The 23,515-nt window shown below is 38.3% G+C and carries 28 protein-coding genes; 12 read left to right on the top strand and 16 right to left on the bottom strand.

What is annotated here, in order from left to right; translation table 11 throughout:
* The first annotated feature begins 2 nt into the window (after positions 1 to 2).
* A complete protein-coding gene (locus WKU33_RS03670) occupies positions 3 to 539 on the top strand; it encodes a YceI family protein (protein WP_188857098.1) in 537 nt (178 codons plus the stop codon).
* A 45-nt stretch (positions 540 to 584) separates the two neighbouring features.
* On the opposite strand, the gene WKU33_RS03665 is transcribed toward WKU33_RS03670, so the two are convergent.
* The 6 genes from WKU33_RS03665 to WKU33_RS03640 form a co-directional block, all read right to left on the bottom strand.
* Positions 585 to 1,424, bottom strand: a complete 840-nt coding sequence (locus tag WKU33_RS03665) for a VanW family protein (RefSeq protein WP_336252699.1) — start codon at positions 1,422 to 1,424, stop codon at positions 585 to 587.
* 280 nt (positions 1,425 to 1,704) lie between these two features.
* Complete coding sequence (locus WKU33_RS03660) at positions 1,705 to 2,913, bottom strand: NAD(P)/FAD-dependent oxidoreductase (protein ID WP_336252698.1); 1,209 nt, start codon at positions 2,911 to 2,913, stop codon at positions 1,705 to 1,707.
* A gap of 245 nt (positions 2,914 to 3,158) precedes the next feature.
* Complete coding sequence (locus tag WKU33_RS03655) at positions 3,159 to 3,860, bottom strand: hypothetical protein (RefSeq protein ID WP_188857100.1); 702 nt, start codon at positions 3,858 to 3,860, stop codon at positions 3,159 to 3,161.
* A gap of 117 nt (positions 3,861 to 3,977) precedes the next feature.
* Positions 3,978 to 6,164: a type IA DNA topoisomerase gene (locus WKU33_RS03650; protein ID WP_340453266.1), complete on the bottom strand. Its 2,187-nt coding sequence runs from the start codon at positions 6,162 to 6,164 to the stop codon at positions 3,978 to 3,980.
* A gap of 42 nt (positions 6,165 to 6,206) precedes the next feature.
* Entirely contained in the window at positions 6,207 to 6,437 is a 231-nt protein-coding gene (locus WKU33_RS03645) for a hypothetical protein (RefSeq protein ID WP_336252695.1), read from the bottom strand.
* A gap of 354 nt (positions 6,438 to 6,791) precedes the next feature.
* Positions 6,792 to 7,250, bottom strand: a complete 459-nt coding sequence (locus WKU33_RS03640) for a hypothetical protein (protein ID WP_340453264.1) — start codon at positions 7,248 to 7,250, stop codon at positions 6,792 to 6,794.
* A 267-nt stretch (positions 7,251 to 7,517) separates the two neighbouring features.
* Between WKU33_RS03640 and WKU33_RS03635 the strand changes: the two genes are divergently transcribed.
* On the top strand, positions 7,518 to 7,838 hold the full coding sequence (locus tag WKU33_RS03635) for a hypothetical protein (RefSeq protein WP_156858052.1): 321 nt from the start codon (positions 7,518 to 7,520) through the stop codon (positions 7,836 to 7,838).
* A 128-nt stretch (positions 7,839 to 7,966) separates the two neighbouring features.
* Here the strand turns inward: WKU33_RS03635 and WKU33_RS03630 are convergent, their stop codons facing one another.
* From WKU33_RS03630 to WKU33_RS03620, 3 genes are all read right to left on the bottom strand, one after another.
* Positions 7,967 to 8,200, bottom strand: coding sequence for a type II toxin-antitoxin system RelE/ParE family toxin (locus WKU33_RS03630; protein WP_340453262.1), 234 nt, complete (start codon positions 8,198 to 8,200; stop codon positions 7,967 to 7,969).
* On the bottom strand, positions 8,188 to 8,370 hold the full coding sequence (locus tag WKU33_RS03625) for a hypothetical protein (RefSeq protein WP_340453261.1): 183 nt from the start codon (positions 8,368 to 8,370) through the stop codon (positions 8,188 to 8,190). The genes WKU33_RS03630 and WKU33_RS03625 overlap by 13 nt, the downstream gene beginning before the upstream one ends.
* A 148-nt stretch (positions 8,371 to 8,518) precedes the next feature.
* On the bottom strand, positions 8,519 to 8,872 hold the full coding sequence (locus WKU33_RS03620; RefSeq protein ID WP_156858053.1) for a cupin: 354 nt from the start codon (positions 8,870 to 8,872) through the stop codon (positions 8,519 to 8,521).
* A 481-nt stretch (positions 8,873 to 9,353) separates the two neighbouring features.
* Here WKU33_RS03620 and WKU33_RS03615 point away from each other — a divergent pair, with 481 nt between their 5' ends.
* Positions 9,354 to 9,941 carry an AAA family ATPase gene (locus WKU33_RS03615; protein WP_340453258.1) on the top strand — a complete coding sequence of 196 codons (588 nt, stop codon included), beginning with the start codon at positions 9,354 to 9,356 and terminating at the stop codon, positions 9,939 to 9,941.
* Between the two features lie 32 nt (positions 9,942 to 9,973).
* On the opposite strand, the gene WKU33_RS03610 is transcribed toward WKU33_RS03615, so the two are convergent.
* The 4 genes from WKU33_RS03610 to WKU33_RS03595 all read right to left on the bottom strand — a co-directional run bounded on the left by WKU33_RS03610 (position 9,974) and on the right by WKU33_RS03595 (position 11,473).
* Positions 9,974 to 10,126 (bottom strand): helix-turn-helix transcriptional regulator, encoded by a 153-nt coding sequence (locus tag WKU33_RS03610; protein ID WP_445321679.1) that lies wholly within the window; start codon positions 10,124 to 10,126, stop codon positions 9,974 to 9,976.
* A gap of 124 nt (positions 10,127 to 10,250) precedes the next feature.
* On the bottom strand, positions 10,251 to 10,451 hold the full coding sequence (locus WKU33_RS03605) for a cold-shock protein (RefSeq protein WP_156857784.1): 201 nt from the start codon (positions 10,449 to 10,451) through the stop codon (positions 10,251 to 10,253).
* 255 nt (positions 10,452 to 10,706) lie between these two features.
* A complete protein-coding gene (locus WKU33_RS03600; RefSeq protein WP_156857785.1) occupies positions 10,707 to 10,985 on the bottom strand; it encodes a hypothetical protein in 279 nt (92 codons plus the stop codon).
* A 50-nt stretch (positions 10,986 to 11,035) separates the two neighbouring features.
* Positions 11,036 to 11,473, bottom strand: coding sequence for an RrF2 family transcriptional regulator (locus tag WKU33_RS03595; protein ID WP_156857786.1), 438 nt, complete (start codon positions 11,471 to 11,473; stop codon positions 11,036 to 11,038).
* Between the two features lie 141 nt (positions 11,474 to 11,614).
* Between WKU33_RS03595 and hmpA the strand changes: the two genes are divergently transcribed.
* The 7 genes from hmpA (at position 11,615) to WKU33_RS03560 (ending at position 19,330) form a co-directional block, all read left to right on the top strand.
* A complete protein-coding gene (hmpA, locus tag WKU33_RS03590; RefSeq protein WP_156857787.1) occupies positions 11,615 to 12,841 on the top strand; it encodes an NO-inducible flavohemoprotein in 1,227 nt (408 codons plus the stop codon).
* Positions 12,842 to 13,503: 662 nt separating this feature from the next.
* Positions 13,504 to 13,731 carry a helix-turn-helix transcriptional regulator gene (locus tag WKU33_RS03585; RefSeq protein ID WP_156857788.1) on the top strand — a complete coding sequence of 76 codons (228 nt, stop codon included), beginning with the start codon at positions 13,504 to 13,506 and terminating at the stop codon, positions 13,729 to 13,731.
* A 1-nt stretch (position 13,732) separates the two neighbouring features.
* Positions 13,733 to 14,035 (top strand): hypothetical protein, encoded by a 303-nt coding sequence (locus WKU33_RS03580; RefSeq protein ID WP_156857789.1) that lies wholly within the window; start codon positions 13,733 to 13,735, stop codon positions 14,033 to 14,035.
* 30 nt (positions 14,036 to 14,065) lie between these two features.
* Entirely contained in the window at positions 14,066 to 15,379 is a 1,314-nt protein-coding gene (locus tag WKU33_RS03575) for a serine hydrolase (RefSeq protein ID WP_156857790.1), read from the top strand.
* Between the two features lie 180 nt (positions 15,380 to 15,559).
* Positions 15,560 to 16,810 carry a DNA polymerase IV gene (locus WKU33_RS03570; RefSeq protein WP_340453252.1) on the top strand — a complete coding sequence of 417 codons (1,251 nt, stop codon included), beginning with the start codon at positions 15,560 to 15,562 and terminating at the stop codon, positions 16,808 to 16,810.
* A gap of 71 nt (positions 16,811 to 16,881) precedes the next feature.
* Positions 16,882 to 17,526 (top strand): peptidylprolyl isomerase, encoded by a 645-nt coding sequence (locus WKU33_RS03565; protein WP_156857792.1) that lies wholly within the window; start codon positions 16,882 to 16,884, stop codon positions 17,524 to 17,526.
* Between the two features lie 115 nt (positions 17,527 to 17,641).
* The gene (locus tag WKU33_RS03560; RefSeq protein WP_156857793.1) at positions 17,642 to 19,330 is read left to right on the top strand and encodes a putative bifunctional diguanylate cyclase/phosphodiesterase; all 1,689 of its coding nucleotides are present in this window, start codon (positions 17,642 to 17,644) and stop codon (positions 19,328 to 19,330) included.
* 47 nt (positions 19,331 to 19,377) lie between these two features.
* On the opposite strand, the gene WKU33_RS03555 is transcribed toward WKU33_RS03560, so the two are convergent.
* On the bottom strand, positions 19,378 to 20,187 hold the full coding sequence (locus tag WKU33_RS03555) for a DUF6612 family protein (RefSeq protein WP_156857794.1): 810 nt from the start codon (positions 20,185 to 20,187) through the stop codon (positions 19,378 to 19,380).
* Positions 20,188 to 20,570: 383 nt separating this feature from the next.
* Here WKU33_RS03555 and WKU33_RS03550 point away from each other — a divergent pair, with 383 nt between their 5' ends.
* Positions 20,571 to 21,239, top strand: coding sequence for an RluA family pseudouridine synthase (locus WKU33_RS03550; RefSeq protein WP_340453250.1), 669 nt, complete (start codon positions 20,571 to 20,573; stop codon positions 21,237 to 21,239).
* A 33-nt stretch (positions 21,240 to 21,272) separates the two neighbouring features.
* Here WKU33_RS03550 and WKU33_RS03545 read toward each other — a convergent pair whose 3' ends face one another.
* A complete protein-coding gene (locus tag WKU33_RS03545; RefSeq protein WP_156857796.1) occupies positions 21,273 to 22,475 on the bottom strand; it encodes a DUF2812 domain-containing protein in 1,203 nt (400 codons plus the stop codon).
* Positions 22,465 to 22,794, bottom strand: a complete 330-nt coding sequence (locus WKU33_RS03540; RefSeq protein WP_232334480.1) for a PadR family transcriptional regulator — start codon at positions 22,792 to 22,794, stop codon at positions 22,465 to 22,467. The genes WKU33_RS03545 and WKU33_RS03540 overlap by 11 nt, the downstream gene beginning before the upstream one ends.
* Before the next feature lie 181 nt (positions 22,795 to 22,975).
* Between WKU33_RS03540 and WKU33_RS03535 the strand changes: the two genes are divergently transcribed.
* Entirely contained in the window at positions 22,976 to 23,509 is a 534-nt protein-coding gene (locus tag WKU33_RS03535) for a hypothetical protein (protein ID WP_340453248.1), read from the top strand.
* Positions 23,510 to 23,515 lie beyond the last annotated feature (6 nt).

Raw genomic sequence — 23,515 nt, 5'->3', positions numbered from 1 at the left:
AAATGACTAGAGAAAAATGGACGGTAGACTTGGCGCACAGTGAAGTAGGTTTTTCGGTTAAACACATGATGATTTCTCGAGCGAAAGGAACATTCGACAAATTTGATGCAGTGATCGAAGCAGATGTGGAAGACCTTACCGATTCGAAAATCGAAGTAACGATTGATGCTGCAAGTATAAACACACGTAACGAAGACCGTGATAACCATCTTCGTTCTGCAGACTTCTTTGACGTAGAGAATCATCCGACACTTACATTTGTTTCAACAGATGTAAAACGCAAAGGAAATAATGAATATGATGTAATTGGCGATTTAACAATTAACGGAAATACAAATCAAGTTACATTAGACGTTACATTTGAAGGTCAAAGTAAAGACCCGATGAGCGGTTCTACAGTTGCCGGCTTCAGCGGTGAAACGAAAATCAGCCGTAAAGAATTCGGACTTACTTGGAATGCTACACTTGAAACAGGCGGCGTACTCGTATCCGACGAAGTAAAAATCCACTTCGAACTAGAACTTCATAAAGCTGAGTAACTGATGCACATAAAGCAGTATCCCCATGAACCCGGGATACTGCTTTTATTTTGATTGGAAATAATCTACTGTTTCAGAAGAGAATACTTCAACTGTTAAGCTGCCATTTGCTGCATAGGCGGTAAGCACGATTGGTTCATTGTATAAATTTTTAAATGTAAAATCTGGTCCCCACCAACTTACGGTTGCATCTCTTCCCGGGGGTACGTAAGGAACGGAGCGGCTATGAGTGTACCTTTCAATCATTTGGATACCACGTAAATCAACTGCATTAAAAATTGTTGATGATAATTGACAAATACCCCCGCCGATATCTTCTGAGAACTCACCTTTTACAATAACCGGCGCTCGTTGATACCCTTTCTCTTCTGTTCGTTCACCAACAATATCATTAAATGAAAACACTTCACCAGGAAAAATAACCGTTCCATGTACAGCTTCTGCAGAAAGGTTAATATTTTTTGTCCGTTCTTTGTTTGCGGAATTATAGTAAGTCGTGTAAGAGCCAAGACGTTTTTGAGTTATTTCCCGCAGCATTTCCTGACTCACCCTTGGTTGAACTGCTTTAGTCGGGATTTCAACCACCTGATCCTCTCCAGTATAAAATGCCTTTAAAAAAGAGGTTGTAAAAGCAATTCGATCCAACGCTTTTCCAGGCTGCCCCTCGATAATTTCAAAGCCGTTGCCAAGTGTTGCGTTAGTAGGGGGCTCTTTAACTTGTTCTGCCAATTGATCCATTAATTCATCCAGCCTTTCCCAATTTACAAATCCATGTGCCCAATCAGATAGGGAATAAGATTGGAGTTCGTCTCTCTGAAGCATAATTTCATCATCTTCTGCAGAAACAACCGCTATAGACAAGAGAAACCATAACAGGGTGAGCACAAAATATAAAGTATTACGGCGCAACTTTATCACCTCTGTTATAATATGGCTCAACTGAAGATATAACATACGAATGAATAAAAAAGCCACCCAGTTTAAAAACCGGGTGACTTTTTAAATTGGTTTTATTAGCGGAAATCCCTTGAATCTTCTAGGATATCACTTACTGCTCGGTAGCCTACAATTGCAGCTACAGCGAGCAACAAAATGCTGCAAAATCTTTTCATCGTTCATCTACTCCTCTTTACCTTTTATAGTGGATTAATAGTAGAATTCCAAATTAGAAAGGACGATATTTTCCTTTTTTCAGCAATGCTTTCGGTCCGCCGACTACCAAGAGTGTACGGTCGTCAACTACCTTCTTCATCGCAGCTGCTGGCTTTCCTTGCAATTTCACGCCATTAAAGATGTTTCCAATACCATCGGAAATTCCTAGTGATGCTACTGTACCTTTGTCATCGAAAACAAAGTCTGTTAACGGTAGGCCATATAATGCGTTCTTGATGTTCTCTGCTACATGAGCACCTTCTTGTGTTGCTAATTGACCAGTTGGTGGATATGGTTTTCCTGTTTCTTTATCCATAGTCCATGAGCAGTCACCAATAATAAATACATTTTCAGATCCTGGTAAGCGCAGATCAGCGTCAACGTTAACTTTTCCACGGAATACTTCAAATCCAGATTTTTCAAGTACTGGGCTTCCCATTACTCCTCCAGTCCAGACACTTGTACCAGCTTTAATTAATTCATTATCTTCACCAACAATGAATCCTTCTTCTGTACATTCCGAAATAGCTGCACCGATTCTAAATTCAACACCACGGTCTTCTAACGATTTCTTCGCATATGCTACAAGATCCTCTTCAAATACCGGCAATATAGATGGTGCCGCTTCTACGTTAATGATCCGTGCTTTGTTACGCGGGATATCATATTTCTTACAAAGTTCAGGAATCTTCTCGGCTAATTCACCAACAAATTCGATACCTGTAAATCCACCGCCACCAACAAGCACAGTTAGATCACTATCATCTGTTGATTCACCACTGCTGTATTGTGCGAATTTATATTCGATATGTTCGCGGATGACGCGCGCACTGTCGATATCTTGAATGAAGAATGCATTTTCCTCCATTCCTTTAATACCGAATGTATTTGTTACAAAACCTAATGCGAAAACGAGGTAATCGTATTCTACTTCACTGTTTTCGAGTACGACACGCTGGTCTTCCGTTTTAACTTCCACTACGGTGTCATAGATCAGACGAACACGCTTTGGATTAACCACGTCAGAAATCATATAGCGAGCCTGGTTATGGTTAATTGTACCTGCTGCAACTTCATGGAGCCAAGTTGCCTCATAGTGATAGTTATGCCTGTTAATGAGTACAATTTCTGCTTCTTCAGGTGACAGTTTTTGGGCTAATTTTCTCGTTGCAGTAAGCCCTGCATAACCTGCCCCCAAGACAACAATTTTGGGTTTGTTCATTATAAACACCATCCCTTTTTGTATTTTTTCTGTGTTTAGTAAAAGCGTTTTTCTTCTCATTTCATAGCATGATTATGTACAAAAGAACGCTTGTACCAGTTAGCTTATAACCTACTTTACAATGATAGCAAACTTTGCTTAATTAAGCTATTAATGAAATCGTTTTTATTAAATTTAGAAAGCTTATTCTTTTAGCTGCAGTTGAAAAGGGATTTGCTCAAACAAATCCCTTCTTCCATATCTTATTAATGCAATCTTCCACCGTCTGGATCATCATCAATCGGCTCTTCCGGTTCTGGTTCCGGATCAGGATCTGGTTCGGGATTTGGCTTCGGATCCGGTTTCGGATCTGGCTTTGGTTCTGGATCAGGTTCCGGCTTTGATGGTTTTGGATCCGGATCCGGTTTCGGAGTCGGGTCCGGTTTCGGAGTCGACGGTGCCGGCCGCTTATGCGTATCTGGGTTATGATCATTACGATTATTATAATTGCTTGAGTTATCTGGGGTATTATTATTTCCAGTATTTGAATTATTGTTATTTGGAACGGTCCAGTTCCAGTTCGTCGGTTCTTCCGTTTCCGGTAATTCATTTTCCACCGATTCTTCTTCCGGAACTTCCGGTTCTTCCAGCGGCTCTTCCTCTACCTCTTCAATTGTGTCACTTGAAGCAAGGATGAACTTTGCCTTATCCTTTAAAACTAAAGAACTAAGCGTTTCCTTTTTCACCGTATCTACCGGTGTCTCAAGTGGTTCATCATCTTCTTTTTCTACGATTTCAATGTCTTCCCGTTCCTCGGTTTCTTCTGCTTCTTCTTGTTCAAACTCTTCATTATCTGTTTTCCCGAGTTCGCCACGGTTCGCATTCGCTTGGTAAATACCTAGGCCAACAACGCCAACAAAAACAAGAAACGTAATAATATTAATAATTAACAGCTTCCTAGGTTTCACGATTTATCCCTCCTTGCTACATCTTTCCAATTGCCCCTATTGTAAGCTTTTAGTAGGAGGTTTTTCAATGGTTTTTGATAAATTATTCCTTTATCTCTCATTTACCTAAGAAATTCGTCATTTTTCATGTGTTTGTTTCTTATTAAAATCCATTTCCCAGCTATAATACGCTGTTCCTTCTTTCTTATGATAAGAAAGGTAAGCATTGAATTTCTTCCCTTTTTTACTAGTCAATCCTTTTACGTAAGCTCGGTTATTTTTCAAAATCTGTTTCACCATTGTTTTTGTCGGTTTCTTCCGCATCGTGGCGAGGAACTTATCATTTTTCCAAATGGCGAACTTACAGCCGGTTTTCCAGTTTTTACAGCTAAAGGCCATGTAAGTATCAACGACGTCCCCGCCACAAGCTGGACATTTACCTAATACTTCGTTTGTCGCCTTCTTTTTCGCTGCTTTATGGATGATCGTTTCCTCGTCTTGCTTAATAGTTTCGACCGCTTTTGTTGTAAACTGAAAAATTAGGCTGAGGAAGTCTTTTCGCGTTTCTTCCCCTTTTTGAATATCTGCGAGACGTTTTTCAAGTCGGCCGGTAAATTCTAGATCAAATAAACTTTTCACCGGGAAAGTCTCTACAAGCTTTCTTCCTAGTTCCGTACAAGTTAGGTTCTTTCCCTTTGCCGAAATATAACCGACATCCTTCAATTTCTTAATCGTCTCAGCACGTGTCGCAGGTGTACCAATACTAAAACCCGTTAATATGCTACCGAGCAATTCTTCATCTGCTTCACTGTCTTCTTCTTTTATATTCTTACCACACGTTTCCATGACCCGCAGCAGCGTTCTTTCGGTATGCTGTTTCGGAGGTTTCGTTACATGATCAGTTAATTTTGTTTCATTAATGTCTACTTGATCGTCAACTTGAATAATAGGTAAAAGGACATCCTTCGACTGGATTTTCTCTACTTTTTTCCAGCCTTCAATTAGTTGGACTCTTCCCTTCGTTATAAACACACCGTCAATCGAGGCATCGATTATTTTTGTCGTCAGATTGGTTTCCTCGTATTCAGCAATCGGCATAAATTGCATTATAAAACGGTTTTTAATCGCTTGATAAACAATTGATTCGTCTGAGGTGAGCCTTTTCGGTTTTAAATAAGTTGGAATAATCGCACTATGGCTTTCTACTTTTGCATTGTTGAATACCCGTCTTGTCTTCATAAATTTAATCTCATCTCTATAAGGTAAATCTTCGCTATGCGTCTTTAACACATGCGCCGTTTTCCCGACTAAACTCTCATCAAGCGCGACACTGGAAGTTCTAGGATAAGTGATTAACTTTTCCTCATATAGGGACTGGGCAACTTTGAGGACTTTGTCTGAGGTCCAGCCTTTGTATTTATTCGTAATAAACCCTTGAAGATTCGAAAGGTTGAAAAGAAATGGCGGGAATTCCTTTTTCTTTGTCACTTTTTTATCCATGACTTGTCCTTGTTTGCCAGCAATTTTTTCTTCAATTTCAAGAAGCGTTTCTTTCTTCTTAAATTTATCTTCTTTACCTTCTGTATATGTCCCTTCATAAACCTCTTTCTCGTTTGTTTCAAAAACAGCAGCAAGCTTATAATAATCTTCTGGTTTGAAATTCTCAATTTCCTTATCCCGGTCATAAATGATTTTCAATGTCGGCAAGAGCACGCGTCCGATGTTTAACGCTTGTCCACTCCCCTCTTGGTATTTCAGCGTCGTGACGGAGGTAAGATTAATCCCGATTACCCAATCCGCCCACTGCCTGCTGATTCCCGCGTCCCGGAGAGCTTTCATCTCATCATTCTGCTTTAGTTTCTCTAATCCGCTTCGCACTTCATTTGGCGTCCATTCATTCAAGAGGAGCCGGTACACCGGTTTATTCGGCCGTTTGCCACCACGATAAATGATGCTGTCACCGATTAGTTGACCTTCTCTATCATAGTCACAAGCGGAAATAATAGATTCCACTTCCGTTTTTTTAATAAGTGATTCAATAATTTTTAATTGTTTTACAGCTCCTGGGTCAGCCGCTTTCCTGTTCCGCGGATTGCTTTTCACTTTATATTTGAACGTCTGCGGAATGAACGGGAAATAATTCATATGCCAGCGCTGCATCTTCGGTTCATAATCTTTCGCATCATATAACTCTACTAAATGACCAAAAGCCCATGTAATAAAATAACCATTTCCTTCATAATAACCATCTTTCTTCGTCTTGATCTGCAAGGCATCTGCAATGTTTTTTGCTACGGATGGTTTTTCAGCAAGAATTAATTTCATATCATTTTAACCTCCAAGTAAAACACACGTTGCTTCTTTTGATTATAAACGATAATATCGTTTTTGGGAGACATTTCCCGATAAACTAGTAAATAGGTTACCAGAATGATCCCACGGCGGATCATAGTCGTGGGAGATATAGTACTTTCTACTTGTCCTTAAATCGTAGGAGGGAAGGGATGGAATAGATTTCATGATTTTGGTTTCAGTTTGCTTAACAATTTCTTTTAAGTCACTTTCAATTCTTTTGATAATCAAGAATGATTCCTTCATTAAAATAACCTCCATATCAATATTGAATTATAAGTAACTCACTTCTTCGACCATTCTCTTTAATAGGTCAAACAAAAATTAATTTTAACCGTTTGCTAGACGGGTTCAACTAGCGTATATCAAACCAAACCGAACGTTTATTCTTTTTTTAGTTTGGACGATTTCGCTGAAAAAGTCAATCAAATTTAGATTTAAATAGCATCTGTTCGAATTCACTTTTTAAATTAAAATTCAAAGAACCTGTTTTGGAATAGATTGCTCAAAACAGGTTTTCTGACCGTGAGACATGATTCATTTTCTGTTTAGATTACTGACGAATGTATAGCCATTTTTTTAAGAAAGTTTATTCAACTTCTAGTACAAAATTATAGAAGGCATCGCCATTGGATTCGTTCTCTTCCTGCTCATCCATCCACCATACCCATAAGAATAGTAATATATCCCCTGTTGTAAAGGTGCTCGGAAACTATTCTCTTGGACACTTACTTCAATTTCATCACTTTCACTTATCTGTAATACGTAAGACTCATTTGGTTGCGATTCATCATTCATCACAAAAAATATTTTTACTCCAGCTTTTACCTTGATCGGCTCTACCCCTTTCAACAGTTCTTGTGGTCCAGCAGTATCAACACATGTTGTTTGACCATTTTCACCCCAGCAATAAGAGCCCAATATCGTGTCATACGATTTACTCCCTATCTCAATTACAGCTTCTTGAGGTTTTTGTCCAGCAATCCCATTATCCGAGTCCGAACAACCAAAAAGAGTAAGTCCAACAAATACCAACGATACAACGAACCATTTTTTCATTGACTTTCCTCTCTTCTTTGTAAACGCGCTAATCCATACTCAGTTCTTTGGCTCTTTATTTTATATTCAATAACAAAGGTGCTTTACCTTCTTTTTTAGAGCGTGCCCCAATCACTACTCCAAATAAGGCTAGTGCATTGTATCCTACAAGAACAAGGTAAGATGTCTTTCCTTTAATAGGATAAGAATATCATATTGTAAGTTATTAGAGTATCTGTTACGATTTAAATAATACAGAATTTTCGCGAAAAGGAGTGTTTTGCAATCGTGAGAGTCTTTTTAAGCATTTTAATTAATTTATTGCTTTTAACTACTTTAGGTTTGGGATTGGCTTATTTTACAAATTCAGGATTCTTAGATTACGCTTTTTTCATTGGAGCAGCTGTTACGATTAGTATTTGGTTTTTCACTTCAAAAGGAGGACTCACTTCACGAAATATGGATGCAGCAATCCAAGGAACGACAGGTCATAGAGAGAATGAGAATCGTAAATTTGAATTTTCAATAAGTCCATCTTTCATCACTTCTCTTTTATTTACCATTTTTACTTTTATTGCAATGCTCTATCAATATAGAGACTATTTTTAAATAAGGATGAGTAACACAGCCTAATAGCAAAAGAAAAATAACATCATAACCATTAGCTGTGGTCATGATGTTATTCATTTAATTCCGGGAAACCCTCTAGCGCTATGAAGAACACGGGACAACTTCCATCACATTATCTTTAATTCTGTAAATAACGCGAAATTGTTAAATACTTTTTCTCTAATAATCTCATCATTTAATTCTGGTTCAACCCTACCTGAGTATGGGAATGTAAGTTGTTTCAACAGAATCAAAATTTCAGCCACAAATACTTTGGCATTTTCTTTAGAGTCTTGAGAGATATAGGAAATGATATCGGCCAAATCATTAACGGCTAATTTTGACCATCTCAATTCAGCCATTTAGCAAATTTCTCCTTTACTTCATCACGAGAATAATATTCTCCATTATTAAGTTGATCCAGCCCTTTTTCAATCTTCACTTTAACAGATAGCTCGTTAACAATATCTTCTAACATCACATCATTAGGTAAGTCTTTAATTATCTTTATCACTTCTTCTTTTGCACTCATTCAACTACCTCCTAACTTATAAACCAAATTCATTTAATAATCAGCAGTTGACTGGTTCCACGTTATACCTTTTGGACTAAAACTTGCTTGTGTTTCGGAATAACATCATACCTAATATTTTAAAAATCCATTTAAACTTGACTAACAATTATTTCAGTGACATAAATAATGCAGGATTTAATTCTTCACTTTCAACAACAATAGCAGTTAATCCTCCTTTGGTTTTCGTTTCGTGCCATTCATCTTTGTCCCAAAAAACAGCATCCTCAGCTTCAACATTAAAATAGTTATCTTTTTCATTACGAACATAGCCCTCGCCGTTCAAAATTAAAAGAAGTTGAGGTACGACTGCTTGGTGATAGCCAACGCTGCCATTTTCATCTAAATACATACATCCAATGTTAGTTGGCATGTCTGTTTGAATAATACGAGACATAATAAAATCTGAATTGGATTTTAAAATCTTTTTACCACTGTATTTACTAATTTTATAAAACTCCATTATGCCCTCCTACTATAGATAGTATTCCAAGGTTTCTTCACTAAAAAAAAGAATGCCACTAATTCATGGCATCCAATGTAATAACATAACTTAATTACAAAACTTCGCTAAGCACCCCATTCGCTGCAGATATATGAGTTTATTGAAGCCCCCCTCCCTCCGATCAATTTTATGATATAATATTTACAATAAACTGGCTTCGCGTGGGGGGTTAGGTAGCACTGTCGATCTTTTTGAAAGCGTTTAAAGTTTTCAAGAATTGTACACACCCATGACTCATATACAGGAATCATACCCATATCTAGAACAGTTCTTATTTTGGCTAAGTATCCGATCCTTAATAAAAATAAAATGATTCTGTTCAACGAGATTTCCTTCTCAGTAGATTCCAAGGAAATAAAATCCTTTGTACTGAAGGTGGTCTAATGATATATTGAGGTGATACAGTAATTTGAAAAAGCAATAAAAAGGGGTTACATACATGATTATTTGGCTAAATGGTGCATTTGGTTCGGGAAAAACAACTTCTGCATTTGAATTAAAACGTCGACTGCCCAACTCTTTTGTTTATGACCCAGAAAACATAGGATATTTTATTCGAAAAAATACACCAAAGGAATTACACAAATCTGATTTTCAGGACCATGAACAATGGCGGTCTTTCAATTACAGCATGTTGAAATACATTTCCAATACATATGATGGCGTAATCATTGTACCAATGACAGTAACTAATCCCCAGTATTACAAAGAGATCATTCAAAAACTTACGGATGATGGTATACCTTTAAAGCATTATATTCTATATGCAAATAAGGAAACGTTATTAAAACGGTTGAATAAACGGTTAGAACAAGGAGAGACTTGGACGAAATCACAAATCGACCGATGTATCCATGCATTCCATACAGATATTACAGAAGAAAAAATAATAACGGATAATATAAGTGTTGATTTAGTTGTTGAAGAAATAGCAAAAAGAAGTAATATAACCCTTATACCAGACGATAGAACTTCATTAAGAAAATGGCTGGATAGAACAATGACATTAATAAAACATATACGCTAAAATCTGGATCAATTGTCGTATAGCCTAATCACTTAATAAAAATAGAACAAATCCTCAAACTTCTTATCTAATGCAATACATAGCAACAAAGCTAATTTGGCGGTTGGGCTAAACTGTCCTGTCTCGATTGAACTAATCGTTTGCCTTGAAACCCTAACTGTTTTTGCCAATTCGCCTTGTGTCATATTTTTTCTGCTGGTGCCACCTTTAATCGATTTTGCAGTACAAACGTTAGAACATTTGATTCTGTTGTTTTATTTAAACAAAAAAATCCCTTCTGCTACAGAAGCAGATGGGATTTTCTATAAATTAGGATTTAACAACGTTAGTTGCTTGTGGTCCACGGTTACCTTCTTCGATATCGAAAGAAACTTGTTGACCTTCGTCTAAAGTTTTGAAACCATCACCTTGAATTGCTGAGAAGTGTACGAATACATCGTCTCCACCTTCAACTTCGATAAAACCGAAACCTTTGTCTGCGTTAAACCATTTTACTGAACCTGTGTTCATATGAAATTCCTCCATTGTGCATCAAGCACGTTTATTACTTTGGTTGTTCTGATAATAATTCAAGATGATGATAAACGTTATAATGTTTTGACATAAATCCTGTATTGCTAGCACGAACAATTAAGTAACCTAAGTGTAACACATGTCACCCAAAAAAGATACTATTCTTTTTTAGATATAGTATTCAATCTGGTTCAAACTCTATTTCAACCCATTCTTCTCAAAGTATAATCGTTCGCTAAATTATTATAATGACTAATACTCCATTTTAACTTCATTATATGCTTTTACCAGTTCCTTCATTTTATTTATAATGTCTCTTTCATAATTTCCTTCCAATAAAATCGATTCTGTTGCATATGGTGCGAAATCTAGGTGAGATCCAATCATTACCGAGTGAGCAGCTTTCTGGAACATGGTTATATCGTTTGCATCATTTTCAAAGGCAACATAATAACTTTGGTTAAGAACCTTTTGTCTATCCTTCTCATTCAACATGTCAATTTCTTTAATGATTTTATCTGGAAGAGACATAGCATGCACCTCCATGAAGAGAAACCCTTAGCGGTGACTTCCCCTCTTTCTCACCGAATCCCCATCAATTCCTTCAATTCCTGCTCATTATGAATCAAATCCTTCAACGTATACTCATCAAGCACTTTAAAAAATGCATGCAATGCCCGGTTAACGACATGCTTTAACGTGCAACCCGGTTCGATGACACAATGTTTTTGACCTTTTTCAAAGCATTCGAGCATATTAAAGTCATTCTCCAGCTGCCTGACAACAATACCAATATTAATTTCTTCTGCAGGCTTTGCTAGACGGATTCCGCCATTTCGGCCTCTAATTGTTTCAATCAACTCAAGCTTATTTAATTCGTGGACAATTTTCCCCAAGTGATGTTGCGATATGTTAAATACTTCCGAGATTTCTTTAATGTTTACCAGTTCTTCATTCTCTTTCATCCCAGCAAATAATAGAACACGAAGCCCATAATCTGTATATTTTTTTAGATTCATATTCGTTTCTCCTTAAAAAATACTTTCACATTATTGTAACATAGGTTCGGTTTTTCCTATTGATACAGTAGTTACATTAATTATACAATAAACATGTATTCAAAATACATGTTTAAACTTTTAAAGGGGAGTGCTTAAATTATGGCAACAACTACTACAGGTTTAACTGAAGAAACTCGAAACATTATTAAAGCAACTGTACCAGTATTAGAAGAACATGGTGAACAAATTACAACACGTTTCTATCAATTAATGTTTGAAAATCATCCAGAACTAAAAAACATTTTCAACCAGACAAACCAACGACACGGGGATCAACCGAGAGCCTTGGCAAATACGGTTTATGCAGCTGCAGCAAACATCGATAATTTGGAAGCGATCTTACCAGCTGTCGTATCGATTGCGCATAAACATAAGAGTCTAAACATCAAGCCGGAACACTATCCAATCGTCGGTAAATATCTGCTTCTTGGTATTAAAGATGTACTGGGAGACGCTGCGACAGATGAAATCATCGATGCCTGGGAAAAAGCATACGGTGTGATTGCAGATGTATTTATTTCCGTTGAAAAAGAAATGTATGAAGAAACGAAAAACATGACAGGCGGTTGGATTGATTACCGTGACTTTAAAGTAATGAAAAAAGTTAAAGAAAGTGATGTTATTACGTCGTTCTATCTAGAACCGGCAGACGGAAACCCTTTTCCTAGTTATAAGGCGGGTCAGTACATTACCGTAAAAGTTGATATCGAAGGAGAACCATACACGCACCAACGTCAATACAGCTTATCTTGTGCGCCAGACGAAGGGCAATACCGGATTAGCGTGAAGCGAGAAGATGGTACTGCAGATACTCCAGCTGGAATTGTGTCATCTTATTTACATGAACATGTTGAGGAAGGAAGCGTACTTTCCATTAGTGCACCTTCTGGAGAATTCTATCTTGATACAGAAGATACTCGTCCACTCGTTCTATTAAGTGGTGGCGTCGGACTTACCCCAATGATGAGTATGCTTGAAACAGTAATCAAGGAACAGCCAGAACGTGAAGTTACGTATATTCACGCTGCACAAAATGGTAATGTGCATGCAATGAAAGACCGTGTGGGTGAAATTACAGAATCCCATAACAATGTGAAAAGCTATGTCGTCTACGATAGCCCGGAAGCAGATGATCAATATGATAAATTAGGACATATTGATACCGAATGGTTAAGCACAATTCTCCCAACGACAGATGCTGCCTATTATTTCTGCGGGCCTAAAGGCTTTATGCGTGCCGCTTATAAAATCTTAAAAGAATACGGCGTTGCTGAAGAAGATATCCACTTTGAAATCTTCGGACCAGCTGAAGATATTACAAATTAATTTCACCATCACAAACAATCAGAGAATCCCATCTACTGCCCTTCTTACACAGTAGCCGGGATTTTTTTCTTTTTCCCCTCTCTCCCGGCTGATTTGAAGAATAATTGTTTTGTTTTCTCGCTAGTGTGTTCGTTCTGCTCGGATGGGAACACAAGCGGGTGTTATTTTCCTGTTAATGCACTCGACTTGCTGGAATGGGAAAATAACCTGGCTATATTCTCCCTTCAGTGGACTTGGTATGACGGAATGGGAATACAAACGGACTATATTTTCCTTTCAGTGCACTTGGTGTGACGGGATGGGAAAATAAACAGACTTTATTTTCCATTCAGCGCACTCGGTATGACGGAACGGGAAAACAAACAGACTTTATTTTCCATTTAGCGCACTCGGTATGACGGAATGGGAATACAAACAGACTGTATTCTCCCATTCATGCACTCAACTCTCTGAAATAGGAAAACAAAATGATTTTCTCTCCTATTCGCGCGCCCGTCCTGTTTGCACTCTTGGAGCAACCAGACAAAAGTGCACTTACTCCGAATGAAAGTGATCCGCAGCTTTTACAATTACGCTCTGTAATTTATTTTGTACCAAAGGTAAAAAAAAGTTTACCATATGTTAAAAATATGTTACCTTAATGATAGAAGAGGTGAATGGATATGTCCTTTAAGCAAAAAAGAAAGATTAGTAACAGGATTGTTGTATTAAGAGCGGAAAGAGGATTATCCCAGCGTGAGCTTGCAAATCAATTAGGGGTAAGCAGGCAAACGATTATTTCCCTTGAGAAAAATAGGTATAATCCCTCTTTAAAATTAGCGTTTGATATTGCTCTTTTCTTTGATGTTGAGTTACATGATGTTTTCCAATATGAAATGGAGGAGGATTAAAGTGGAAGTTTTTCTAGCTATATTGCGCCTAGCTTATGTCATCATTTTCTTTATTGCTGTTTTCATTTCTTTAAGATTTGAATTTGGAGAAGAGTTCAAAGATGAACGCGGGCAAAGTATTTCCAATAAATCATATGGTATTGTATTTCCTTTAATGCCGTTAGGGTGGTTTCTAATTGAATTATATGATCAATTCATTCAACATCTAGACTATGAAACATACAAATTAATTATCTGGTTTTTAATCACCGGTTTAATGATTCTCCATGCAAGCATTTTAAGCGTACTAAGAAGAAAATATTAATTCATTAAATAGCGAAAGGAACGTGTTTATATGAATATTTGGGCTTGGATTGGGCTTTCCGGAATCGTTATCTTTACTCTTCTGCCGCTCCTGAGTGAAAAACAACGAACGAAAGAAAAAATTCGGGAAGCAGTAATCATGAATACAATTGTACTTGCAATTATTCTTGCCGTGTTGATTTTTAATGTGAATTATTTATTAGCTCTCTTCCTTAGTCTGATAGTCTATATCCTCTTGGATAAAAAGACATATACGAAGAAGCGCCTGATTATCTACGGTGGAATCGTTATTGTTATCGGAACTGCAGCCTACATTATTTTCCGTGATAATCCAGATTATGTCCTTCATCATCTACAAGACAATCCAGAAACAACTTCGCTCTATGTCGTAAATAATGGCGAGGAAGTTATTGCTTATCAATCGGACGTTGTGCGTCCACTCGCAAGTACCGTCAAAATAATCATTGCCCTAGAGTATGCCATGCAAGTAGAAGCTGGTGAACTGGATAAGGATCAGCTTGTCCCTCTTGACGATCTAAACTGTTTTTATTTTGAAGGTACGGACGGATCTGCACATGAAGCATGGCTCGAATCCATTCACGCAGCGGATAAAATAAAAGATAAGCAAACAACTCTTCATGAAGTTGCTAAAGGAATGATTACATACAGTTCAAATGCGAATACCGACTATCTGCTCCACCTGCTAGGAATTTCTACAGTTAATGATCGGATTGAATCTCTTGGTCTTCCCCATCACGAACCGGTATATCCTTTAGTCAGTCCCCTCCTCTTTTCGGAATATATTGCTGACGAATCCATGGACACCGATGATATCGTCAACGAACTGGAAGCTATACCGATGGAGCGTTACCGGAAACTTGCAATTGATTTCAGCCAACAGATGAAAGAAGGTGCGATTGACATCGAATCCTATTCGTTTGATTTGCCATTCGCCATTCAAAGGGTCTGGTCCGACCGATTAATCGGAGCCTCTGCAAAGGATTATGGAAACCTTTTATCGATTATATCCAACGATGAACTACCGACTAAAGCGGCTGCGATTATGCGGGACTTAATGGAATGGCCAATGGAAATGAATGAAGCGAATCAGAACTACTACGCCCATCTTGGAGCAAAAGGTGGATCAACCGCATTTATCTTGAATGATGCACTTTATGCAGAAAATCTTGACGGCGAAAAAACAGAAATTATCTTATTTACGGATGACCTCAACCAATGGCAAAGCATGTTGTTACAGAATAACATCAATTCGTTCGAGGTGAACTTGATTGGTAGTGACGAGTACCGATTAAAAGTAAAACAAGCACTGGAGGAACAATCCTAATCCCTTGTTAAGCTATAATGCGTGGTGAAGTTGCAAATAACCCTTGACGGGACAATTGAAATGATCCCTGCTCTACCTGAATAATTCGGTAGAGTTTTTGTTTGGCGGATTTTACCATTGATAACCTTTAGTAAACTACTTACAATAAGAACAAACGTTTCTATTAGGTGGTGGACTACGATGGATTATTCAATTTATCCGCGACATGACATTCTATGTATCGATATGCGCTCCTTTTACGCAAGTGTTGAAGCGGTAAAACGTAATCTTGACCCAATGAAAACAATGCTTGCCGTCGTCGGTGATTTAAAGCGCCCAGGAAGTATTGTGCTCGCCGCCTCTCCTGCCTTAAAAGAAAAATATGGCATCAGTAATGTCAGCCGTTATTTCGAACTTCCTGATGATCCGGATATTCATATCGTTCCTGCTCGGATGGCCGATTATTTACATGTATCCTTGGAAATTACAAAGCTAATCCATAATTATGCACCAAAAGAAGCCATCCACCCATATTCCATTGATGAAATATGGGTGACAGTCAATGGACTTGAGCGACTATTCGGTGACCGACGCCAAATTGCAGAGAAAATAAAAGCAGAAATTATGGAAAGCTTTGGACTTACTGCTGCAATCGGAATTGGTGATAATAAATTTCTCGCTAAAGTCGTCATGGATCTTCACGCGAAGAAAGAAGGAATCGCTGAATGCAGCTATGAAGATGTAGAAGAGAAACTTTGGCCTTTTCCAATTGAAAAAATTTGGGGAATTGGCAGCCGCATGAAACGCAACCTGAATCGCATGGGGATTGTCACACTTGGTCAGCTCGCCCGCTATGACTTGAATCAACTAAAAAAACGCTTTGGCATTATGGGTGAGCAACTCTACTCGCATGCTTGGGGCATTGATTTAAGCCCAGTTTACGGCAACTTCACCAAGACAGAGCAAAAAGGATTCGGACATGGCATTTCCCTGCTCCGAGACTATACGGAAAAGGAAGTCGCGACATGTATTTTGGATTTATGTGAAGAAGTCTGCCGGCGTGCGCGCACTGCTAATCAAGCTGGAAAAACAATTAGTCTTAGTATTTCCTATTCCTCAGAAAAGAAGGGTGGGTTCTCCCGTTCGAAAAGCATCGAACGCCCGACCAATGTAACGATGGATATGTATGAGGTCTGTATGCAGCTTTTCCAAAAATTCTATGACGGAAGCAGCTACATCCGCCACGTATATGTAACCCTTGGTAATCTTTATGATCATAGAACTATCCAGCTTGATTTATTTGAAAATCGCTTAAAGAAAAATAATATCGGTTATGTCATGGACGCCATCCGTGATAAATACGGAGCCACTTCCATCCTGCGAGCCTCGAGTTACACCGAAGCAGGCATTCTCCTCGACCGGAGCAAAAAAATCGGAGGTCATCAAGCTTAAACCAGCGCTGCGTAACGTGCTATAATAAGTTGGATGTCTAACTACTCAAACAGCGAAAGGAAGAATAGACGATGAAAAAACACTTCTTACTCACTATTTTTCTGTTTGCCGCAATTTTAACTGCTTGTGGTGAACAAGAAGCTCCAGCCGAAGAAACTGCAGATGATACAACTGCTTATCCAAATGACGTGGAAGAGAATCCGGTCGTCACCATTACGATGGAGAATGACGAACAAATTATACTGGAATTGTATCCGGAAATTGCACCGAATACCGTTGCAAATTTCATTTCCCTAGTTGAAGATGGATTTTATGATGGACTCATTTTCCACCGGGTTATCCCTGGATTTATGATTCAAGGCGGTGACCCAGATGGCGCTGGCACGGGCGGTCCCGGCTATTCGATTGCTGGAGAATTTTCCTCCAACAACTTTGATAATGATTTAAAACATGATCGGGGCGTACTATCTATGGCAAGATCACAATCACCGGATTCCGCAGGTTCTCAATTCTTTATTATGGTAGAAAAATCCTCACAATTGGATGGTGACTATGCTAGTTTCGGTAAAGTGACGGAGGGGATGGAAGTCGTCGATCAGATTGTTTCTGTTGACCGTGATGGACTGGATAAGCCTTTTGAAGACCAAGTAATGAAGACAGTTGAAGTCGATACGAAAGGTTATGACTATCCCGAGCCAAATGTATTATCCGAATAGTAATCATAAAGGTTTAACTAATTGTCACAGACAGCCCGTTTCACATATAGTACAGTTAATACTATAAACATAATCACGATGGCATTAAATCAGTGAAAAGAGTGAGGAAAGTCATATGAATGAAACATCTAAAAAACTGGATCAGATAAAGTTCAAATTCCAACACGAAATTGAAAAAGCAATCAACGACTTAGCAATGATTATTATATTCAATCATCAAGGTATCATTCAGTATGTCAATAAAAGGTTTACAGAAGTCACCCAATATACCCAGGAAGAATTGTTAGGAAATGCGTTGACAAATATTTTCCCTGAAGACTTTTCAACACTTGTTAACGAAGCTGCAAATAATCAGCGAAAATGGAGTGGTGACATAAGACAGCAGAAGAAAGACGGGACCTATTATTGGGTGGAAGCAAATCTCTCCCCTACGTCCGACGCCGCGACTGGAGAAGCCCATTACGTGCTAATCCAGCGTGAAATGACCGAACGTAAAGAGTATGAGCAAATGATGGAAAACCTAGCTTATGTTGACCCTCTGACAAACCTTCCAAATCGGAATTATATGAAGAAATGGGTAACGGAAAAACAGCACCCAGCCGATACCAAAATCACAATTCTTTTTATTGATATTGACCGTTTTAAAACCATTAATGATAATTTCGGTCAGGATATTGGGGACCAAGTCTTCATAACCTTGGCAAAACGGTTGGAAACATGCGTGGGAAAGGAGTCGCTCATCTTCCGTTATGACGGTGAAGAATTTATTATCCTATTAGAGAACCATTCTAGAGAAGATACAAATCGGCTGGTAAATCAAATTCTTCACACCATCCGGGAACCTGTCCGAATCGATTATCATGAACTGCTCCTAACAGCAAGCATCGGAATCAGTTCTGGGCATCCTTTCCTAGCAGAAAGGGATGCAACTACTGCGCTTGAAGATCTTGTAAAAAAAGCGGACACAGCGATGTATCACGCTAAAAAGCAGGGTAGAAACAATTTTCAATTCCATTCAGATAATCAGATTAGAGAGCTGGATCGGGATTATCAAATTGAACTTGAAGTTACAGACGCATTGGAGCGTAATGAATTTTCCCTTGTTTATCAACCATTATTTAATTTGAAAACAAATAAAATTGTTGGCGTAGAATCATTACTTCGCTGGGATAACCGGTTACTCGGCAAAGTCTCTCCAATGGAATTTATCCCAGTTCTAGAGGAGACAGGTCTTATCGTACCTGTAGGAAAGTGGATTCTTCATAGTGTCTGTCATCAAATGATGAGCTGGCAGCAACAAGGACTATTTTTGCAACGCGTGTCCGTCAATGTGTCACCACTTCAATTCCGTGATCCGTATTTTATTGCTGATCTAAAGGAAATCCTCCACGAAGCTCAACTGGATGCTTCCTATTTAGAGCTGGAGATTACGGAAGGCACATTACTGGATATCGAGGATTCCACAAAGAAATTACATGACCTCCAAGAGCTTGGAGTCAAGCTTTCCATCGATGATTTCGGTACCGGCTATTCCTCCCTCAGTTACTTAAAGCAATTGCCGATTGATACATTAAAAATCGATAAATCTTTTATCGATGACCTAGACAGGGATGGAAAAATTATTGTCAACACGATTATTAGCATGGGCAAAAACTTACAGTTCCGGATTATCGCAGAAGGTATTGAAAACAGTGATCAATTTAAATACCTCCAGGAGCAGCAATGCCATGAAGGACAAGGCTACTTCTTCAGCCGCCCGGTAAACAGTGAAAGAATAGAAGAATTATATCATTCTCTGCAGTAACCAAAAACAGCCGACTGGAAAATCCCAGCTGGCTGTTTTTCAATTCATTATTCGATTTCTTGAGCTTCATCGATTACTTCTTGTGGTACTGCAATCTCATCAACTGTATTAATTCCAGTGTATGTTGCAGTCATTTCTTGATTCATACGTAAGGATTCACCTTCTGCGTTAATATCAAAATCCATATTCGTAATTACTTTTGTCGTATCATATGTTTCTTTATCAATATGGAGTTCATAGTACATGGAATGAATTGTCATTTCTTCAAGTACTTCGGAAATCTCTACTCCTAAGTCGGCAAATGTTTCTTCACCAAGATTCTCTTTGATAAGTTCCTCGGTAAGGTCGGCAAACTCATCGCCTTCTCCTTCAAACTTAAATACATAGTAGTCATCTTCTTCTGAGAAATCGACATCATCCATAAAGGACTCCAGCATTTCTAATTGGTCTTGTGCAGTTTGGTCCGTATTCATCATTTCTGTCGGCATCATATCTGCACTCATTTTTAACCAAGTCTCTGACATTGACTCGTACATATAAAAATCTGTATCTGTGAGGTACATTTCCATCTCTGTTTCAATTGGCATTCCTTCGACTTCCATACTGATTGTACCTGTTTGGTGCATCGCGAGTGGATCAATTGTCATGGCGGATTTTGTATCCATATCCATCACCATTTCACCTTCCATCGCGTCACTCTCCATCGTTTGGTTGATCACCATATCCATCTCAACGCTTTCCATTTTCTCTCCAGCTTCGACAGCTTTTTGATAGACTTCCTTCGCTTCATCACTATTACCGCAAGCTGCTAAGAAGGCCATCAACAAGACAGCTAGACCTACTGTAAATTTCTTCAAAATCACTATCCCCTTTCTTTTTCCCCTACCATTTGATACGAATTACTTTTATCAAAGGTTTCAACTTTTTTGGCGGAATCGTAGGATAGTATATCTTGTTTTCTTTATTTTGAACAGGGCAAAAAGCGGAATTTCAAATATTCCCAACGAAAGTCCTAGTAAAGACAATCTATTTGGACGGATTACGAGGTTCCTGAATTTCTACGATATATGCTATGATTCTATTGTTATCAGTGGTTCAAAGATTAATTCACAACCTTGAGTGCTATAGCAGATAAAAGGAAAAATTCGAACCGGAAATAATAAATGCTCCCCCTACTATAAGAAGTTTCCTTTCACATATGGTATGATGTGAACTAATAACCAGTTGAAAGGAAATCAGCATGGATCTAAAAATTTTATACGAAGATAACCATTTACTTTATGTTATTAAACCTGTAAATATGCCTGTCCAAGAAGATCGTACAGGTGACCCTGATTTATTGAATGTTGTAAAATCCGATATTAAAGAAAGATATAATAAACCAGGTAATGTTTATGTCGGGATGGTTCACCGCTTGGATCGACCAGTTGGCGGTGTCATGGTATTTGCCAAGACATCGAAAGCCGCTTCCCGAATTTCGGACGTTATCCGCAAGCAGGAGATGGAAAAGAAATATTTAGCGATTGTAAGAGGCGTGCCAGATAAAGAGTTTGCCCGCTTGGAAGATTATCTTGTGAAGAATAAAAAGAAAAATATCGTCCACACCTCCACGAAGGAGAATAAAGAGGCAAAAAGAGCGCTGCTGGATTTTGAAGTACTTGGTACGAAAAAAGGACTAAGCTTGCTTGCAATTACGCTCCATACAGGGCGCCCGCACCAAATCCGTGTTCAACTTGCAAGTCGGGGACTCCCTTTATATGGCGATCAGAAATACGGGGAGAATGTAAATAAACCTGGCGAACAGATTGCTTTATGGTCGAGTGAGCTTGCTTTACCTCACCCAACGAAAAAAGAGAAGATTCGAATCTCAGCCGCTCCACCTAATGAATATCCTTGGAATTTGTTTTAATAAGAAGAAAATGAGACATAGCTCAAACTACAGTTATGTCTCATTTTCTTTTCCTTCTTCCTTCTCTTGTTCCTCCAACAGATCGATTAATACCCTACTAGGTTCGCTCCCGGTATAGCCGATATCGGTGACAGTATTTTCGGTCCGTGCAATAATAGATATATAGTTATTCTGTTCTTCTATCCATGCTTCATCATAACCTGTCAAATGAATTTCTTCATAATCTTCCAAGCCTTTTTCATCTTTTAAAGCATCCACTAACTTTTTAGCAATTGATTCCGTCAACGCATCATAACGGTAAGAGCTGATGCTTGCTGTATAAGGAACCGTATCGTTTTCCTTTGTTTTTGCAGGGATAGTGAATCGCTGTTCCAGTTTAATTTGTTTCGGCACGAAAATACTTGACTGTTCAAGGAAATGATTCTCGCGTTTCCGCTCGATTCCATTAGTGGGAAAACTCACCTTTTTAAGTTGTACTTGCTCTACATCAAGCAACGTTACTACTGGCAGTGAGCTATCTGGAATTTCCGGATATGCTTTTTCAGGAGACATTTGTCTTGTTTCATTGAATATAAAGATTAGTAGAATCAAAAACAAACCTATATAAATAAAAAAGAATACCTTTCTCATTATTTTTTTCCGTCGATAAGGCTTTTCATGATTAAACATTTCATTACGTTTAAGCTTCCTGATCAGCAGGGATATATGGATCATTCCTCGAATCATATATACAGCTAGTAAGAGATAGATCAGAGCAAAGATTATATTCGATAATAGATTGTTTTCCAATAAATCATAACTTGTCGGATTGATAAATCGATACCCTTGCGAAATTATGATTAAAATCGTAAAAAAAGTGATGGTGAATCCACGGCTTAAAATATTCCGCTTTAAACGCTTAATCGAACTAGCTTGTATCACTGGATCGGTATGAATTTCAACTGTCTCACCCGCCTTTTTTTCACGGAAGACATGAATAAATCTTCTCGACGTTACATGCTCCCAGCCCGCTGCCTCATACAATTCAATCTGCTCATCTTCCAATTGCCTATTTTTCGAAGCAACTTCAAGGCGATACTGGGTTTTAGCAGGTTCGCCCTTCACAAACTCTGCAAACCCAAATGTGAAATGAACAAGATGCCAACCATTTCCTGCCATATCCTGTAACCATGATTCCTGTTCTTCAAGCTCCCACTCATCAAAAATAAGCAATTTAACTTTTCTTTTACTGCTCATCACATTCTCCCCCTAGCATTCTAGCTCTTCCATCTGCAACCATATCCATTAAGCGAGCATATTCTTGTTCCAACGCCTGCTCACCCAATGCAGTCATTTTATAAATCTTCCTTCTGCCATTTGCATCAGCGAGTTCAATCCAGTTATCCTTTTCAAGGCGCTTTAAAATTCCATATAATGTTCCGGGACCCATTTCAATTCTTCCCCGGGAAATTTCATGGACCTTTTCCATTATCGCATAACCATGCAGAGGCTCCCTTAGAGCTAACAAAATATAATACATCGCTTCTGACATCGGATTCTCTTGTCTTTTCCCCATCTCATCATTCCTTCATCATCTCTATATCGCGTCACGATATATCGTTACACATAGTATAAGGGATGAGTAAACCGATTACAATATGTATTTTCTCTAGAAATTAAAATTCTGAATGAAAAAGCTGAAACCATATGGTACGATAAAACGTAAATAGAGTAAGGCGCAAGAAAGGAGGGATTATGTGGAACTATTCGGTACGTCTATAGAAAATGTTTATTTAATTATCCTTATCCTTTCGGGTATCTTAACGTTTCTTTATTTATTTTTTGGAGATTTCTTAGAAGCTTTTGGGGAGATTACACCATTTTTTAATCCGGCATTGATTCTTGCTTTCATTACATTTTTCTCTGCCTCCGCTTATATTATGGAAATTGTCTCGTCACTATCAACGGTTCTTATTATCATCATTTCTGTTGTTATTGCATTTATACTCACTTCCGTACTGAACCTCTTCGTATTTATTCCGATGAAATCAGCAGAAGAATCATTAAGTTATACAGAGGAATCACTAAAAGGAAGGGTTGGTAAATTAATCCTTTCTATCCCGCTTGATGGTTATGGAGAAATTGTCATAGAAAGTAAAAGTGGCACAATCTCAAAGCCTGCAGCAAGTTATGATAAGGAAGAAATCCAGGCAGGCAGCCGTGTACTTGTTATCGAAGTGAAGAATGGTATCCTTTATGTCATTCCATATGAGTCAGGGTTCGATTTATAATCCGTT

The organism is Oceanobacillus sp. HCA-5259 (assembly GCF_037892815.1).
GTDB classification, from domain to species: domain Bacteria; phylum Bacillota; class Bacilli; order Bacillales; family Amphibacillaceae; genus Oceanobacillus; species Oceanobacillus indicireducens.
Note: the sequence above shows the minus strand (reverse complement) of the source record. Positions and strands in the feature narration are given on the sequence as shown.

What these genes read in the sequence shown, in the direction of transcription:
- WKU33_RS03540 (WP_232334480.1), bottom strand. Translation starts at nt 22,794, where the DNA reads ATGGGGAAAAGACAAGAGAATCCGATGTCAGAAGCGATGTATTATATT.
- WKU33_RS03630 (WP_340453262.1), bottom strand. Translation starts at nt 8,200, where the DNA reads ATGGCTGAATTGAGATGGTCAAAATTAGCCGTTAATGATTTGGCCGAT.
- WKU33_RS03565 (WP_156857792.1), top strand. Translation starts at nt 16,882, where the DNA reads ATGAAAAAACACTTCTTACTCACTATTTTTCTGTTTGCCGCAATTTTA.
- WKU33_RS03640 (WP_340453264.1), bottom strand. Translation starts at nt 7,250, where the DNA reads ATGAAAAAATGGTTCGTTGTATCGTTGGTATTTGTTGGACTTACTCTT.
- WKU33_RS03625 (WP_340453261.1), bottom strand. Translation starts at nt 8,370, where the DNA reads ATGAGTGCAAAAGAAGAAGTGATAAAGATAATTAAAGACTTACCTAAT.
- WKU33_RS03610 (WP_445321679.1), bottom strand. Translation starts at nt 10,126, where the DNA reads ATGACACAAGGCGAATTGGCAAAAACAGTTAGGGTTTCAAGGCAAACG.
- WKU33_RS03545 (WP_156857796.1), bottom strand. Translation starts at nt 22,475, where the DNA reads ATGAGCAGTAAAAGAAAAGTTAAATTGCTTATTTTTGATGAGTGGGAG.
- hmpA (WP_156857787.1), top strand. Translation starts at nt 11,615, where the DNA reads ATGGCAACAACTACTACAGGTTTAACTGAAGAAACTCGAAACATTATT.
- WKU33_RS03615 (WP_340453258.1), top strand. Translation starts at nt 9,354, where the DNA reads ATGATTATTTGGCTAAATGGTGCATTTGGTTCGGGAAAAACAACTTCT.
- WKU33_RS03600 (WP_156857785.1), bottom strand. Translation starts at nt 10,985, where the DNA reads ATGTCTCTTCCAGATAAAATCATTAAAGAAATTGACATGTTGAATGAG.
- WKU33_RS03605 (WP_156857784.1), bottom strand. Translation starts at nt 10,451, where the DNA reads ATGAACACAGGTTCAGTAAAATGGTTTAACGCAGACAAAGGTTTCGGT.
- WKU33_RS03670 (WP_188857098.1), top strand. Translation starts at nt 3, where the DNA reads ATGACTAGAGAAAAATGGACGGTAGACTTGGCGCACAGTGAAGTAGGT.
- WKU33_RS03550 (WP_340453250.1), top strand. Translation starts at nt 20,571, where the DNA reads ATGGATCTAAAAATTTTATACGAAGATAACCATTTACTTTATGTTATT.
- WKU33_RS03660 (WP_336252698.1), bottom strand. Translation starts at nt 2,913, where the DNA reads ATGAACAAACCCAAAATTGTTGTCTTGGGGGCAGGTTATGCAGGGCTT.
- WKU33_RS03650 (WP_340453266.1), bottom strand. Translation starts at nt 6,164, where the DNA reads ATGAAATTAATTCTTGCTGAAAAACCATCCGTAGCAAAAAACATTGCA.
- WKU33_RS03560 (WP_156857793.1), top strand. Translation starts at nt 17,642, where the DNA reads ATGAATGAAACATCTAAAAAACTGGATCAGATAAAGTTCAAATTCCAA.
- WKU33_RS03645 (WP_336252695.1), bottom strand. Translation starts at nt 6,437, where the DNA reads ATGAAGGAATCATTCTTGATTATCAAAAGAATTGAAAGTGACTTAAAA.
- WKU33_RS03585 (WP_156857788.1), top strand. Translation starts at nt 13,504, where the DNA reads ATGTCCTTTAAGCAAAAAAGAAAGATTAGTAACAGGATTGTTGTATTA.
- WKU33_RS03570 (WP_340453252.1), top strand. Translation starts at nt 15,560, where the DNA reads ATGGATTATTCAATTTATCCGCGACATGACATTCTATGTATCGATATG.
- WKU33_RS03595 (WP_156857786.1), bottom strand. Translation starts at nt 11,473, where the DNA reads ATGAATCTAAAAAAATATACAGATTATGGGCTTCGTGTTCTATTATTT.
- WKU33_RS03575 (WP_156857790.1), top strand. Translation starts at nt 14,066, where the DNA reads ATGAATATTTGGGCTTGGATTGGGCTTTCCGGAATCGTTATCTTTACT.
- WKU33_RS03620 (WP_156858053.1), bottom strand. Translation starts at nt 8,872, where the DNA reads ATGGAGTTTTATAAAATTAGTAAATACAGTGGTAAAAAGATTTTAAAA.